Below are 14,631 nucleotides of genomic sequence, written 5' to 3'. Positions count from 1 at the left end.
AAAACGCCGCCATCAGGCGGCTTGAGTCGAAGTGCTCCAGGCCCAGCTGTATTTCAGCGGGACTACCGCTCCGTCATGGCGATTGATGGTGACGATGATGTCTAGCTGACTCCGGGAGACGATGGCCGTTGCCACCTGGATCGACGCTGCCACCTGGTCATCCAGCATCCATTTCAGCGCTTCAAGGCAGTAGTTCCGTGCCGTGTTGGCCACGTCCTGCACCAGCTTGGACCGATCCAGCAGCCACAGCCTCGATCCAATCGGAACCGGCTGGTCCAGATCACCCCACCAGCCGCGGCGATCATCGCTGCCGTCGGGCGGGATATCCTCATCGTTGGCGCGGCGATCAGTGAACAAGCTGATCAGCACCGCCGTGGCCAGGTCGTTCCCTGATGCCAGGGCACCGCTGTCGATGGACCAGTCACCAGCACCGTCTTCGACAATCCAGATCGTCGCGATATCGGTCATTGCTGCGGCGTCGGCACTGGGCCGCTCCCATGGTTGTGCTGGTTATAGAGGGCCCGGTCATCCGCCATGCTGCGTACAGCGTCGGTGATGTCACCGCCCGCCTCGATGCTGCCGGATACTTTCAGCAGCGGGGTATTGAGCAACACGCTATCGGTGGCATTCACGGTCACGGTGGTCGCATTGTTTACCGTGACCGGCGCGCCCTGGGCCTCCACGACGATGCCGCCGTCCTGCGTCAGATGGATCGACTTTCCCCATTGGTCGTACAGCATGGTTTCGCCGACCAGCAGTCCTTTAGGACGCGTTGCCTGGTGCCCGGTGGCAATGACGATGCCCTTCGAGCGATCACCGCCGAGGAAAACTAGGACCACATCCGACCCTTCGGGTGGCCGAGAGGTCAGCCCGAACTCAGCCAATCGCGGCGTGCCATCGCGGGTTTCCGCGTCGTTGAGTTTCACCTGGAGGACCTGCGCGCCCCGCGAGTCGTCGCTAAAGGTCACGCGCCCCCAGCCGATTGTCAGTTGCACTCGCCGCCAGAGACGGGACAGCACTCCCTCTTGATCTTGTTGGCTCATTGCGCCACCTGGCTGACGTCGCCCCACAAAGGGGTCAGGTTGATAGGTTGTGGGGCGAAGGCTTCAGGTGCCATCAGCGTCAGCGCCGCCGTGGTCCCTCGGTAAGCATCCCGCTGAAAGGTCACTTCACTGATCAGCAAGCCCTCTGACTCCAGCTTCAAGCGCGGCAGAGACACCGGCACTAGGGTATTGGGCTGCCAGAGCGCTCCGGCTGCATCCCGCCAACTGTCGGTGACCAGGTGCACCACACGTGATCGCCCGCGCCGGCGTGCCGCTTCCCATTTCGCCCGGAGTACGGCGATGTCGTTTCCCAGGCCGCCGCCTTCGGAGATGATGATGAGCCCGCGATGGCGCTTCACGTTCGGATCGGTCGCGGTGCCGATCAGGTTCCCACTGGCGCCCAGGTCCATCAGGGTGTCCGCCGACTGGATAAATGCGCTGTAGGTCGAGTAGCACTGGTCCGCCGAATAGCGGACGGAGGCCTCTTCCACGTTGTCACCCTCGCGGAACCCACTGGCGGCCTTCTGGCTGCCGACCCGGGTCAGGAACAGGCTTCCATCGGGCAAGTCATAGGCCAGCACCGCCGAAAACCGCGCCAGGCGGTCGATGATCTCGAAAGCGGACTCACCGAGCATCACGTTGGTCTGAGGCAGAATCACGAGGTCCGGCACGTCACTACTCACCGGGATGCCTACCGGCTGCCCACTAGCGCCGGCTGGGCCGTAGACCTGACCCAGCTTGGTCGCGACTCCCAGGATGTTGGCGTTGCTGATCTGCCCGCCCGGCCACTCTGCAGCGCAGTCGATCAAGTCCGCGCACTTGGAGCGCCCGGTCACACGGATTGAGTGACTGCTGCGGCTCATCGACGGGATGAAGTTGTCGATGTAGCCGGAAATGACAACGTCATCGCCCAGTCTCGCCTCGCACGACATTCCTGGCTCGATCACCAAGCGGGTCAGCTCGCCCGGGTACAGCTCGGTCAGGCCGATATCGAAGTCGCTCGGCAGTCGCTCTATCCCTCGGGTCACGCGGATTTCCGTCCAGCCGGTGACAACCTGGTCACCGACTGTCAGATACAGGTCGTCGTCAGCCATGCAGCCCTCAGCTAGACAAGGCCTTCACCGTGACAGGCATGAAGGCTGGATGAATGGGGTCGGCCTGCTCAACCAGCTCGTCCTCCCGTGAAGCGTCGCCATACAGCCGGCTAGCCATCGCCAGCGACGACATCGGCGCCCGGAATGTGAACTCCTGCAGCTGCGGCAGCGTTGCGCCCGTGCTGGTGAGCGTGGCCACCACACCCTTGCGCAGATCACGCAGAGACGAATAGCTGTCGTCATCGCCATTGTTGCCGGCAACCAGGATTTCCGCATCGATGATCGCGGTGACATAGCGCAGCGTGCTCATTGCCTCATCGTTAGAGTTCGGCGCATAGGTCGACACGGCGCGCGTCATCGCGGCAATGGCATAGCGCCGAATCAGCGCCGATGTGGCGCCCTGGGCAACCGACTGCCCAACGCCAACCGCGCTGCTGCTGGTCGGTTTGCTTGGGCTGTACGAGGCAATTTCGCCCAATAGCGAGATTGCGGTACCTGGGTCTGGAATACTCGCAGCCAGCGTCTCCACCGAGGATTGCGCGGCGGCGGTGAATTGATCGCCGGACTTGGCGTCCAGCGCCTGCGCGACGCTCTTCAGTTCAGCATTCGCCGCATCCACGGCCGCACGGTTGCTGGTGTTGGTTGCCAGCAGATCGGCCATGGTGGCGCTGTCATCCTTCGCTTTACGGCTATCGACGAAAGCGCTGCTGACGTTGCGGTTCGAATAGCGCCCGTTGTCGCCTGTGAGTAGCGCTGTCAGATCGGTGATGTTTCGCAGATCACGCGAAGCCCTGGAGCTGAGTTCGACGAAGCCCGCCACCACGCCCACCACAGCGCCAACGACCGCGCTGCCAAAGCGAATTACCCCCTCGACAGAATTGAGCACAGTAGTGACACCGCCAATCACCTGCCGGGAAAAGTCCAGCGCAGCGGACAATCCCAGCGCGCTGGCCAGCGAATCCAGCAGGTTGAGCGACGAGGAACTGACATTCGGAAACACGCGCTCGCCGTACTCGATGAAGAACAGGCTGATTTCGAAGTAACGCCCCATGTCCCATCGTTCGACCACCGAGAGGCCGCCTTCTGGAATGCTGACGTTCAACTCCCCGAGCGTCGGATGGATCAACATGCCGGGGCCTGCCTGCTCCGCCGCCTTCACCAGGGCATCCCGCTGCGCCATGACACTGCCGCCGCCATAGACCAAGCTATCCATCACCAGGAAGCCACGCATGCGATAACGCCTGGTGGAACGCCCCATGTCTTCCACGTACGGCCGATCACGGCCGGGGTACTCGTGCACCGACACCCGGCGACCAAAGCGCCCTTCACCGCCAATGACAGCAAACGGCACACCCCTAAAGCTGGCTCTGTACAGGCTACCTTGCCAGTTCTGGCCAGCAGCTGAGGCAATACTGGCGATGTCCGAAAGCAGACTCATGCGATTGCTCCAACTCCTGAGTAGGCGATGCGGCTGGTGGCCTGCGCATTGCCCTGGGTTTTCACCTGGGCCTTGGTGCCCTCTGGTGCGTTCTTCAACTCGACTTCGACGTGAACCTTGCTTTCCTGCACCTGGACGGCGCCGCTGCTGATTGGGCCCTGTGGAGCAGCAATTGACTCGGCCTGTCGGCCTTGCTTTGGCACCTCTCCTTCGATGGACTTGGGCCGCTCATTGCTCCGCGACATCATGGACTCGGCCAGTCGGCCTCGGTTGGACGCCTCTTCTTCGATGTACTTGGGGCGCTCATAGCGACGCGACACCACGGCCCCTGCCTCGCCCGCCGTTTTGGTGGCGCGCAAAGCATCGCCCGCTGCCCGCTCGTTGCCCTGGGTGAGTTCGTAGTTGACGAAGCCCAGTTGGTCCTCGAGCGTAGAGTTCTGGATGCTCTTGCCAGCCCATTTGCGGAACTCGGCCTGACGATCGGGGTGCCACTGAGCCACGCCATAGGCATCACCACCATCGCCCACAGCCTGCGGATCAAATCCGCTCTCGGTCGACAGGTTTGCCGCGATGCCGGCGGCCTGCTCCTTGGTCCAGCCGAAGTTCTGGAAGTACTTCGCCACCCTGCCGGCCATCTCGTTGCCACCGCGCACTTCGCCATTGGCGGCATCCGCCATGGCTTTGCGGCGGCTGACTTCGGCATCCTCGCCGTCGTTCAGGGTCCCCGAATAGAGCATTGCCCCAGCGCCCACCGCTGCTGTCGACAACGCAAGACCGGCGCCGGCCAGAAGACCGGTTCCGCGCCCGACAGCCAACGCCTCCTGTGCAGCCGAAGCGGCGGTTGCTGCCTTCTGCCACTTCCACAGCTGACCGACGAATGCCAGCACACCGATACCCGCGCGGGCCAACTGGGCGGTCAGGGAGATGACGCTGACCAGCACGCTGGCATTCATCACCACCGCCACTGCAATGGCAGCGTTCTCCCAGCCGCCCAGCCATTCAACGGTCTTTTCGATTCCCTTGAGGAAATCGGTCAAGCCGTCACCGATGGCCTTCCAGTTGATGCTACTCAGCCAGGCCGCGAAGCTCTTCGCCCAGCCTGCAACGTTGGTAGCGATAAGCTCGCGATTGACGGCCAGCCAGTTGGCGAACTGATCCACTAGCGGCTTCATCACCGGAATCAAAGCGTCGCCGATGGCATTCTTCGTTCCGTCGACAGCGACCTCCAGGCCAGCCAAGCTTTGCGCGAACGCCTTGGCACGCTGCACCGAATCGTTGCCCATCACGTAGCCGAGGCGGCTGGTCATCTGCTCGAACTGTTCGATTCCGGCGCTGCCTTGCCGCAAGAACGGCAGCATGCCGCCCAGACCGAGGTTGTTGGCAATCAGGGCCTGCACCTGCGGATTGGTTTCCTTGGCGATCGCATCGGCAATGGCCTTGTACTCGCCCACGACGTCATTGGCGCCGTCTTTGGTCCGCTTCAAGCCAATCCCGAGCTTGTTCAGCAGCATCAACGCGCCCTGGTTTCGGCCCCAGCGCGCGTCCTGCATCGTGGTGGCCAGCGCATCAAGGCTGCCGGTGGTGGTTTCGCTGTCGATACCAACCAACTTCGCCGCGCCCTGGAAGCTCTGCAGTTGCCCGGACGAGATGCCGATATTGCGCGCGCTGTTGTCGATGGAGCGCCCCAGCTTGGCCCAGTTGTTGGCGAGTGCCGCGATGCCGGCTACCGACCCGACGCCGGTAATCGCTGCCAACGGCGCGACCATTGAGGTTACGCCGCGTGCCGCGGTGGCGGCCTCCCTGCCGATGTAACCGAGGTTCTTGCCGATCTTATCGAAGCCGAGCTCCCTACCCAGCCCCTTAAACGACTTGCCGACCTGGGCGAAGGGGCGAGTCAGACGATCAATGCTGTCGTTGACCTTGCGGACCGTCGCGGTGGCCTTATCCACCGCCGAGATGGTGATGGAGAATGTGTTGTTACCCATTTCCTCGCTCCGCCATGCGCAGGGCCTGGCGGTTCCACCAGTCCAGCTCGTCGAGAGTCAAGGACCACGCTTCACGGGGTCCCCAACCGTAGTACTTGGTCAGTTCGGCAATCAGCTCTGGCCATCCTCCGGCTGACCACCGTCGGAAAAACCCGAGAGGAATTCGTTTGCCTGGCGCAAGTCGCGTTGACTCATCTTCTCGACGACGCTGCGCGGGATCTTGCCGATCAGGCCAATCAGGTTGATCGCAATGCCGATCGAGGTATCGGCGCGGCTGGCTTTCTCCAGCTCGCCCGCCGTTGGCTCGCGCAGTTCAACCGTTTCGTAGACCTGGGCGTCATCGCCCTTGCCGAGCGAGATGGGTTTGCTGAAAGTAATGATCAGGGTGTCTTGCATGAATCAGTTCTCCGTTACCGAGGGGCCTTCCCACTTCACTTCAATAGTGGCGTCGGTAGCCTTGTTTTCCTGGTCGTCGATCGCCCACATGTTGCGGCCAATGACGGTTTTGCCGTTGGCGAGTTCGCAGACCACCGTGACATTGCTCATGTCGTTGAGGTCGGCCATGCTCAGTCCGTTCGAGTCCCGCAGGGTGGCGGCGATATAGCCCTGGCGCGGCTTTTCGCTGTAGCCGTGCACACCATCCATGCCGAGCAGGGTTTCTCGCGACACCCCGCTGACCTTGTAGGAAAAGTCACCGGCCAGCATGTAGGTGGCGCCGTCGATCGACAGATACGCGGTACCGGCCAAGCGGTTCGTGTTGTCGCCCATGGTTGTCTCCTGGCGAAAAAATGCCGCCCGTAGGCGGCTGGATTCAGATCGCCCGGATTACAGGCGGAACTGGGCGAGCAGCGCGAAGATGCGCAGCTGATTGATCAGGGTGCCCGGCCAGAGCACATCGACCCTGTTGGGGTTGCTGCTGTTCTTCTCGACGATCAGCGCCTTGGCAAACTCTGCCGCGCCCTGCACGAATCCGTCGTACTCCAGCTGCTGGTATTGGGCGACCAGGTCAGCCTTGATGATGGCGGGTGTCACGATCGCTGAACCGGGCGCAAAGCGAGTGCCGTTGGCGGCCAGCTTGACCCTTGCATACTTCGAGGTGACCAAGGCCCGCTGTTGACGCAGCACGTACATCAGCAGGAACAGGGTCTCGATCTGGAGGTAGCTGTCGTCCGGCGAGCCGAAGCCGTTCTTCTGGTAGGTGGTGATGACGTTCTCCAGGGCAACCGTGCCGTCGCTCTGCACCATGAAGGTGGAGATGCCATCCCACAGGAGCGTGTTCCGCTCGCCCAGGTCAAAGCGCGAGGCAATCGGCGGCGCGAGCACCGTGCGCAGCGCCAGCGTCTGCAACGGACGACCTGGGTCAGCTCGCAGCGCCACCGCCGCGGTACCAGCCAGATCAGCCGCCCAGATCCACGCCGGCGAGGGCGAGTCGTTGAAGCCCAGGATCGTCTCGTGCTGGTTGTTGCGCGCGGTGCCCGCGGTGGCCAGGCTGGCCAGCGTTCCGCGCAGCGCAGCGAACACGTGGCCATACAGCTGGCTGGCATAGCTCCAGCGGCCACTCTGGTCGTTCAGCAGGTTCTTCAGCGCATTGAGCGATGCCGTGTCGGTGTAGGGGCTGACGATGAAGTCAAACGGCTCATCCCCCAGGTTGGCCAGCGCCGTGTCGAGCGTTGGGTTGGTTGCTCCGCCCGCCATCGCGGTGACTGCAATCGACAGACCGGCCGGAGTCGCCTCGCCGCCCGCGGTGCCCTGATAGTTCAGGCGCACATCGATGTCGTTGCCGGCGAGGCCTTTGTTCTTCGCCGTCAGGGTGACGGTCGACGTTGCGGCCGCGGCGGTGACCGGAAGGTCGGCTGTCGCATTGACCAGAGCAGCCAGCGCAGTGGCCACAGACGCCGCGGTGTCACTGGCGGTAACCACCTGACTGACCAACTGTCCGGCGATGTACAACGACACCACGCCCGTCGCCGAAGGCGTGCCGGTGATGGCAACAGTGCCGGTAGCTGCCGTGGCGCCGGCTGCGTCAGCGAGCGGCAGGAACCAGACCTCGCCGAAGCCATCAGCAGCGACATAGGCCGCAGTCATCAATGCCAGCATCGAGCCTGAGCCGCCCTTGGCCTTGGCATCACTGACACCCTGCCCCAGCACGGGAGTGCCGGCAACGGCATTACCGCTGGAGGTGATCTGGCCGATGATCAGCGTGCGCTGATTCTGCGCGCCGCTGTTCGCCTGGGAGTTGTCCACCTCGGCATAGAACAGAGGAACCCGCAGGTTCGACGGGATATTGCTGAATGGAACGGTCACGATGCGGCGCTCCCATCAAGTTCAGTTTGGGCCGCCTTGCTTTTCTTCGGCGGGGTTTTCGTGGCGTCACCACAGCTCAGCCGGCGCAACCAGTAATGGTCGTCGTCCGGCACGTCACGCCCTTCTTCGGGCAGAAAGTCCTTCTTTACCGGGTCCCGCACCAGCAGGCCTGGGGATGGGTATACGCGCATGGTCGGTCCTATGGCGTGAAGTCGATGGAAATGCCGCCCTCTGCTCGGCCATCAGGCCCAACAGTTCGCGGCGCCGGTTCAACAGCGTCAGGGAATGGCGGATTGGGGTACGTACCGGTCGGGTCGACAACGTTGGTCAGGTCGTCGGTGATGGTCAGTTGCTGCAACTCGTCCAGGTCGACCGGACAGAAGTCCTCCGGCCCCTGGTAGAACTCCATGCCGATGTCCACCACCAGCTCGGCCACCTCATCGCCGCCATCGCCGTTCTCCTTGAATTCCGAGCGCACGAAGGGGAATTGCTGAAGCTGACGCATGAGCGGCGTGTAGTTGATGACCGCCCGCTTGATCTGCTCCTGTAGCTGCTCGAGCGCCACCTGCGCCGCGACGGCACCAGCGTTGTTCGGCTGGTGCTTGACTGCCACGCGCGCGGAGATGCGGATCGTTACCGTCACCGTGAACTGAGGCGCGCCATTGCGCCCCAGCGACTCCATGTCTTCAGTTGGCGCGTGCAGATAGAGCATGGGGTACAGGCCGTTCCAGGTTGGCCAGGTCCGCGCGTAGTACACCCGCGCAGCCGCTGCAGTCTTTCCCGTCAGGGCCTCGACCGTGAGCAGCTGTAAGTCCGAGATCGTCGTCATGACATATCCCCCAGAATCAAGGTCACGGAGCCGTGGCTGTCCTGCCGCGGCTCAATGACGATGTAGCGCTTACGGGTGCGAGGGATGTAAACCTGATCGTCCTGCACTGGCAGAGCCTTGAGGCGCGCCAGGCGAGTACCCAGGACGGGCTTGGCATTGGTGGCGCCAAGCGGGTCGATCAGCTCGGTATCACGCCAGGCCTCGTCGAAGATGCCGTCGATGGCGTAGGGGGCGCCACTGACGGGGTAGTACATCACCACCTCGCCACCCTGCTCCCCCTCGCCAAAGATGTTCTCCAGCGGGGCCAGTACCAGCCCGTCCCAGTCGATCATTGCGCAAGCCTCACAGTGGGGCCTTCGGTGGCGATCACCCCCGGTCCCTGTCCTGATGGCGTGGCCGGTTCCGGATTGTCCGGATCGACCAGGAACCCGAGCTCGACGAGTCGCTTGAAGTCACGGCGACTCACCTTGACCGGTTTGCCGGCCTGAACCTTTCCCCCGTCGTCACCCACCACCGTTCGGCCTTGGGCCACGAGCGCCTCTACCATCGAGGCGCCCGATCCGGCGCCGGCCATCAGCCTGCACTCGGGGTGCAGACAGTGGCCGCCAGGCAGGCGTTGACGCGGCTGGGGATAACCAGCGGCGAGCTCTGCATCAGCAGGATGCGCTGCGCCGGGTCATTCTCCAGCCAGGTCTTGGGGGCATACGGCAGGGCCTGGTAGTTGAAGGCCGGGTCGAGGATCTGGCCGAAGGCGCGGGTACCCAGCATCTCGGGACCACTCATGATCATGCTGCCGTCGGGCAGCATCGGACGCTCGACACCGTTGTCGTCGATGTACCAATCGTTGTAGAGCCACAGGTTGTACTGGCCCCAGCGCCCTTTGAAAGCGGCACCACGAACGATGGTCGAACCGATCTGCAGCTCACCCACCTCGCTCTGTTTCGGGAAGTAGACGGCGCCGAAGACTTTCTCGTCGTTGGCGAATGCCAGCCAGGAACTGGTGGTGAACACCAGGTCAGTGGCCTGGGCGCCGGACAGCTGCAGCAGCAGGGTTTGCCATTCCTCGATGCAGGCCACCGGCACAGTGTCGCGACCGGCCGCGTTGAAGTTGGCGGCAACGCCCCATTGCTTGTTTCCGGCCAGGGCAACGGTGAGTTGAGGATCACGGCCGAAGTCCACCACCTCGGTGGGGAAGCCCTCGCCCTGCACCACCACCTTACCGGTGAGCATGGCAGAGGCTGCCATCCACTCGAGGCGGCGGTCGAGCATGTCGATCTGATCGGACATCTCGAAGGCGACGTTGGCCATTTCTCGCTCGGCGCCGGTCATGCCGCCGCCACCGATACGCTCGCCGATCTGACGCATGATCGGTTTGCGCAGGTCGGGGGCGCGCTTGTCCTTGATGTACGCCGGCTTGTAGGTGTTGGTCTGGTAACGACGCTGCTCTACCATCTTGCCCTGGACCAGCGGGCTGACGAAGGGTGCCATGCGGCGCAGACCGACATCCACGTCGATGGCGACGAATTCGGTATCGCTCATCTGGATATTGGGGAAGAACTTGTCCAGCAGGAATTTCTGCGGGCGCTTGAGGGTGGGCACCACCTGAATCAGGTCAATGGTGCTGAACGGGAACGAGCTGGCGGCGGTCATGTGGCCTCTCCATGCATTGGGATAGGTATTCCGGCCCACAAAAAAGCCCGCCGAAGCGGGCTTTTCTGGGAATTACCGAAGCGCCGTCAGGGCGCGGTGTTGTTCACCGGCGAAGCCGCCGATACCGAGTTTTTGGCAAACAGGCTGAAACGGCGCATGGCCGAGATCAGTTGGCTCAAGCCCCAGGAGGCATCGAAGATCAGCGCGCGCTCGTTGAACTCGCCCGCCACATAAGCACCAGTGGTGACCGGACCTGCCGAGGCATCGGCATCGTCGGCGAGAATCGCCACCGGGTCCTGACTGCCATCGGAGGCCGTGCGGACACACTGCACGTACGTGCCGACGGCATCGAACACGGTGAGAGTGAACGCATCGCCGGCAACGAACGCGGTACCGCCTGCGGTGATCGTGAAGTTGATCTCGGCGTTAGCAAACGCAGTGCCGACAGTGGCGACACCCAGGTCGTTGCCCTCGGGGTCGACGACCTTGAATTTCGTCGCCGAGGTCGCTGTCAGGGTGTAGATGCCGGTGTCAACGGTATTGCCCACGGTGATGGCGCCAAGGGTGCCGTTGCCGGTATTGCCGGAAGCCGCCGCGCCGAGCGTAGGGTTGGTGTTCTGCTGGCCCAGCACGGTGCCACGCAGGAGATTGCCGGCGCCGAGCAGGATGGGCTGAGTAACCAGGTTGCGCGCGTCAGCGATCAACTGGTCGGGAATGTACACCTGGGCGGTGATGCCCGGCTGTTGCGGATTGTCACGAATGGAGCTGGGAGTCAGCGACATGGTTGTCTCTCCAAAAAGGTTGTGAGGGATGGCTGAGTCAGTGTTTGCCTTGCGCGCGCTCGGCAGCACGGACAATGGCCGACGCTGTTTCCGTCATGCCGTTCGGAGTCTTGCCGCCATCGTCGTCACCCACCGGTTTGACGCGGCCAGACCCCATCCGCTCGCGCAAACCGCCCTTGCGGCCATCCGCGCGGGAGCCGGCACTCAGTGCCGCCATGGCGCTCGCCTGGCTCATGTTGGTGTCGAATGCGAAGACACAGGCCTGCTCGACGCTCCCGAGCTCCAAGCCATGGGCGACGATGGCGGCGCAGCGGCGGCGATCGGCAGCAACAGCCTTGCTGTTGGGCTTGTCGTCGTCATCCTCTTCATCCTCGGCGTCCGGGTCATCCTCAGCACGACGGCCCTTGGCCTTGCGGCCCTTCGGTTCGTCGTCCTCTTCATCTTCGGCATCCGGATCATCTTCGCGCCGGTCGTCATCGTCGTCGGCCGCTTTGCCTTTTGCCTTGCGGCCTTTGGGCTCGTCGTCTTCCTCTTCCCCGGCATCAGAATCGTCGGGATCATCCTCAGCGCGACGGGACTTGGCACGGCTGGATTTTTCGTCATCCTCGGCCGCGCGAGCGGACAGGCCCAGCAAATGGGCAAACGGCATCGCCGCGCCCAGGAGGGTGCGTTTGGTCATGGTGGTTCCTCTGGTGTAGGTGTTAGGCCAGCTCGGCGAGCAGCGCCCGGAAGGCGGCGTCGGGCGCCGCTACTGCATCGGCCAGGCCAATACCTACCCCGGCGCTGCCGAGATAGGTCAGGGCCTGCGTCCCGCGGACCTTGCTGGCCGCGATGTTTCGGTTGCGCGCGACGGTATCGACGAAGAGCTCGCCCATCGTGTCGATGTCGGCTTTGAATCGGTCATACGCCTCGGGGGCGAGCGGGATCTCGCCATGCCCATCAGTCTTACGGTCACCGTAGGCGATGAAGGTCACCTGCAGCCCTGCGGCTGTAAGCGCCTTCGAAAAATCGACATGCATGGTGATGACACCGATGGACCCAGTCCCGCCAGTGCGCGGCACATGGATGCGGTCGCCTGCACTGGCGATCGCGTAGGCTGCCGAGTACGCCACTTCGTTGAGGATCGACCAGATCGGTTTCGAGCCGCGCGCCGTGTAGATCGTGTCGACCAGGTCGAAGGCGCCGGCCACCTCGCCACCGGGTGAGTCGATGTCGAGCACTATCGCTGTCACCTGCGGGTCGTTGAGCGCCGTCAGAAACGCCTGGCGGATGCCGTCATAGCCGGTCATGCCGGACCACGGCCGCAGTGAGCCGGTCTTCTGCACAAGCGTGCCATGAACCGGGATCACGGCGATGTTACCGAGCAGGTCGTAGCCGGTATCACGGGCACCGCGTTCGGCATAACTGTAGCCGTCCCCTTCGAGTGCCATGGGGATCAAGTCGATGGCATCACCATTCATCCGCATCATGCGGGTGATGCCCAGGCGTTCGGCCAGCGCTGCCATGACCACCTCGGCCTTGGCTGGGTGGATGGCGAGCGGGACGTTGAACAGCCGCTGAGCGAGATGTGCAAATTGCATCAGGTCGGCTCCGGTTTGGTAATGGTCTGGCTGGCCGGGGTGTAGCCCGGCACCTGCATGCCCGCCCAGGTCGGCAGCGGGATGCCCAATTCGTTGAATTTTTCGATCTCGCGCTTGCGCTGCTCGAGGACCTCTTCGTAGTCCAGGCCCTGCTCCATGCACTCATGCTGCAAAGTCGACAGACCTGCATCCATGCCCAGCACGGCCCCTTGCTTCTCGGCGACAGGGTCGATCCAGCCACGCGCCGGGCCCATCCACTCCGCGCGGGAGTACATGGAGCGGCACTCCATGAAATGCGGAGCGCCGTGCGGCAGCGGGTAGTCGTCCACTTCCATCGACTCCTCGAGGAAGCAACCGAGGATCGGCTGAGCCGAGTTCATGGCGAAGTCGTTGCGGCGACGGGTTAGGGTCTTGTAGGCCTCCAGCAGTGCGCCTCGCGCCGAGCTGTAGTTGGTGTCCGACCAGTCGTGCGACATCTGCTGCGCAGAGAGCCCGGTAGCGCTGGCGAAATTGCGCAGGAACGACTTCTCGAACCCGGCGAAGTTGGAGTTCGGCCGGGTCGCCGACACCGCGTTGATTTTCTCGCCAGGGAACAGGATCGGTAGCCGCGTCTCCCCGAGCATGGTCCGGCGCCCATCGTGGAACGAGGCGCGTTGATCCTGGTAGGCAGACAGGTCCGTGTCATCGCCGAGCGCATCCGCCACAAGCGAGTGATCGAACGGGCTCTCGATGTACGCACCGAAGATCGAATTGATCACCGCAGCGTCTAACTCAACGGCGTCGTACTTGGCCAACATTTTCATGCGCTGCAGGATCGGCGTGAAAATGCCGGCACCACCACGATGCTGGCCAGCACGATCAGCGTCGAAGTCGTGAATCATGTAGGGGCGCCCGTGATCGTCTTCGCGCGGCACATACTCCCAGGTGACGCTATCAGCCGCCGCCCACCAGTCGCCCTGGTGAGCCTTGCGGATCCAGTAACCGCGTGCTGCGCCGTACTGGTCGACATCGACACCACCGCGACTGCTCTGGCTGTCGAACTGCTGTTGCGGGTTGCTCAAGCGGTCGGGGTCGATCAGTTGCAAGGCAGTGCCGTACCGCGCCCGGCCGGGGCCGATACGCTCCGGAATCCAGCACACCTGGACCAGGTTGTCGCCATCGATCAGCTTGTGCCGGAACCCCAGGCGCAGCATCTGCACGATGGTCAGCTTGCGCTGAGCGTCGCAATAGCGGCCCTGGTCGAACGCCCAGGAACGATAGTGCGCCGTCGCCACCTGGCCGAACTCATGTGCCCACTCCGCATCGAAGGCCTTGTTGCCGGTGTACGCCCGAAGAGCACGCCAGTCAGGCTTGATCAGCGGGCGAAAGTGGCCACCGATGGCGTTGTCGAGGATGCGGGTTACCGCGCCCGAGGCCCAGCCATCGTTACGCACCAGGTCGCGCACACGCGCAACGATGCGGTCGCGGTACATGTTGAGCTCACCGTCAGGCGAGCCCAGGTATGGCCGCCAGGCGGCAACGTGCTCGCCATAGGCATCGGCAGCGTCATAAGGAGCTCCGCCGCCCGGAGCCAGCATGCTGCCCCTCCCTGGGCGCACGGGGGCCAAGGGCTTCCCGTCGAGGCCTAGGATGGTCACTGGATTGGTCATCATTTGAACCAGAAGCGGACAGGTTTACGGGCTCTCGGCACAATGCCGAGTTGCATCTGCAGTTGCTGAATTACGTTGGCGAGCTGCGCCAGGTCAGCGCGGGTGTAGGTCACGCTGCGCGTGCCGTCACCCTGTGTATAACTGGCGCTCTCCACCTTGGTGCCGCTGGAAAGTTCCAGATAGGCCTTCTGGGCATTGGCCAACGAGATCAACAGTTGCTCGCGCGGAATCCCCGCCAGCAAGCTGGTTGCAGGGTTGTAGTTGCTGCGGATCATGA

Annotated in this window: 18 protein-coding genes; all 18 read right to left on the bottom strand. The window is 63.2% G+C overall.

The features are described 5' to 3' along the window. Positions 1–12 precede the first annotated feature (12 nt). The 18 genes from HNP46_RS10850 to gpW all read right to left on the bottom strand — a co-directional run bounded on the left by HNP46_RS10850 (position 13) and on the right by gpW (position 14,629). Positions 13–468 (bottom strand): phage GP46 family protein, encoded by a 456-nt coding sequence (locus HNP46_RS10850; RefSeq protein WP_184588665.1) that lies wholly within the window; start codon positions 466–468, stop codon positions 13–15. Then, entirely contained in the window at positions 465–1,043 is a 579-nt protein-coding gene (locus tag HNP46_RS10845; RefSeq protein ID WP_184588663.1) for a phage baseplate assembly protein V, read from the bottom strand. The genes HNP46_RS10850 and HNP46_RS10845 overlap by 4 nt, the downstream gene beginning before the upstream one ends. Continuing rightward, complete coding sequence (locus tag HNP46_RS10840) at positions 1,040–2,137, bottom strand: phage baseplate assembly protein (RefSeq protein ID WP_184588661.1); 1,098 nt, start codon at positions 2,135–2,137, stop codon at positions 1,040–1,042. The genes HNP46_RS10845 and HNP46_RS10840 overlap by 4 nt, the downstream gene beginning before the upstream one ends. Positions 2,138–2,144: 7 nt before the next feature. After that, positions 2,145–3,575 (bottom strand): DNA circularization protein, encoded by a 1,431-nt coding sequence (locus HNP46_RS10835; protein WP_184588658.1) that lies wholly within the window; start codon positions 3,573–3,575, stop codon positions 2,145–2,147. After that, entirely contained in the window at positions 3,572–5,560 is a 1,989-nt protein-coding gene (locus HNP46_RS10830; protein ID WP_184588656.1) for a phage tail tip lysozyme, read from the bottom strand. Before HNP46_RS10830 ends, HNP46_RS10835 begins: the two co-directional genes overlap by 4 nt. A 111-nt stretch (positions 5,561–5,671) precedes the next feature. Further along, positions 5,672–5,956, bottom strand: coding sequence for a phage tail assembly protein (locus HNP46_RS10825; protein WP_184588654.1), 285 nt, complete (start codon positions 5,954–5,956; stop codon positions 5,672–5,674). Positions 5,957–5,959: 3 nt separating this feature from the next. Then, a complete protein-coding gene (locus HNP46_RS10820) occupies positions 5,960–6,328 on the bottom strand; it encodes a phage tail tube protein (protein WP_184588652.1) in 369 nt (122 codons plus the stop codon). A gap of 57 nt (positions 6,329–6,385) precedes the next feature. After that, positions 6,386–7,864 (bottom strand): phage tail sheath subtilisin-like domain-containing protein, encoded by a 1,479-nt coding sequence (locus tag HNP46_RS10815; RefSeq protein ID WP_184588650.1) that lies wholly within the window; start codon positions 7,862–7,864, stop codon positions 6,386–6,388. Further along, positions 7,861–8,055 carry a DUF2635 domain-containing protein gene (locus HNP46_RS10810; protein WP_184588648.1) on the bottom strand — a complete coding sequence of 65 codons (195 nt, stop codon included), beginning with the start codon at positions 8,053–8,055 and terminating at the stop codon, positions 7,861–7,863. The genes HNP46_RS10815 and HNP46_RS10810 overlap by 4 nt, the downstream gene beginning before the upstream one ends. Before the next feature lie 8 nt (positions 8,056–8,063). Next, on the bottom strand, positions 8,064–8,693 hold the full coding sequence (locus tag HNP46_RS10805; protein WP_184588646.1) for a phage tail protein: 630 nt from the start codon (positions 8,691–8,693) through the stop codon (positions 8,064–8,066). Then, on the bottom strand, positions 8,690–9,025 hold the full coding sequence (locus tag HNP46_RS10800) for a head-tail joining protein (RefSeq protein WP_184588644.1): 336 nt from the start codon (positions 9,023–9,025) through the stop codon (positions 8,690–8,692). The genes HNP46_RS10805 and HNP46_RS10800 overlap by 4 nt, the downstream gene beginning before the upstream one ends. Further along, positions 9,022–9,267 (bottom strand): hypothetical protein, encoded by a 246-nt coding sequence (locus HNP46_RS10795; RefSeq protein ID WP_184588642.1) that lies wholly within the window; start codon positions 9,265–9,267, stop codon positions 9,022–9,024. Before HNP46_RS10795 ends, HNP46_RS10800 begins: the two co-directional genes overlap by 4 nt. Beyond that, on the bottom strand, positions 9,267–10,343 hold the full coding sequence (locus HNP46_RS10790; protein WP_184588640.1) for a major capsid protein: 1,077 nt from the start codon (positions 10,341–10,343) through the stop codon (positions 9,267–9,269). The genes HNP46_RS10795 and HNP46_RS10790 overlap by 1 nt, the downstream gene beginning before the upstream one ends. Before the next feature lie 86 nt (positions 10,344–10,429). Continuing rightward, positions 10,430–11,125, bottom strand: a complete 696-nt coding sequence (locus HNP46_RS10785) for a head decoration protein (protein WP_184588638.1) — start codon at positions 11,123–11,125, stop codon at positions 10,430–10,432. A gap of 37 nt (positions 11,126–11,162) precedes the next feature. Further along, positions 11,163–11,804 (bottom strand): hypothetical protein, encoded by a 642-nt coding sequence (locus HNP46_RS10780; RefSeq protein WP_184588636.1) that lies wholly within the window; start codon positions 11,802–11,804, stop codon positions 11,163–11,165. 22 nt (positions 11,805–11,826) lie between these two features. After that, positions 11,827–12,705 carry a S49 family peptidase gene (locus tag HNP46_RS10775; RefSeq protein WP_184588634.1) on the bottom strand — a complete coding sequence of 293 codons (879 nt, stop codon included), beginning with the start codon at positions 12,703–12,705 and terminating at the stop codon, positions 11,827–11,829. After that, positions 12,705–14,282, bottom strand: coding sequence for a phage portal protein (locus tag HNP46_RS10770; protein ID WP_221454844.1), 1,578 nt, complete (start codon positions 14,280–14,282; stop codon positions 12,705–12,707). Before HNP46_RS10770 ends, HNP46_RS10775 begins: the two co-directional genes overlap by 1 nt. A gap of 71 nt (positions 14,283–14,353) precedes the next feature. Continuing rightward, positions 14,354–14,629, bottom strand: coding sequence for a gpW family head-tail joining protein (gene gpW, locus HNP46_RS10765; RefSeq protein WP_184588630.1), 276 nt, complete (start codon positions 14,627–14,629; stop codon positions 14,354–14,356). Positions 14,630–14,631: the final 2 nt, after the last annotated feature.

The organism is Pseudomonas nitroreducens (assembly GCF_014204515.1).
GTDB lineage: Bacteria > Pseudomonadota > Gammaproteobacteria > Pseudomonadales > Pseudomonadaceae > Pseudomonas > Pseudomonas nitritireducens_A.
This window is presented reverse-complemented; position numbering and strand designations above follow the sequence as displayed.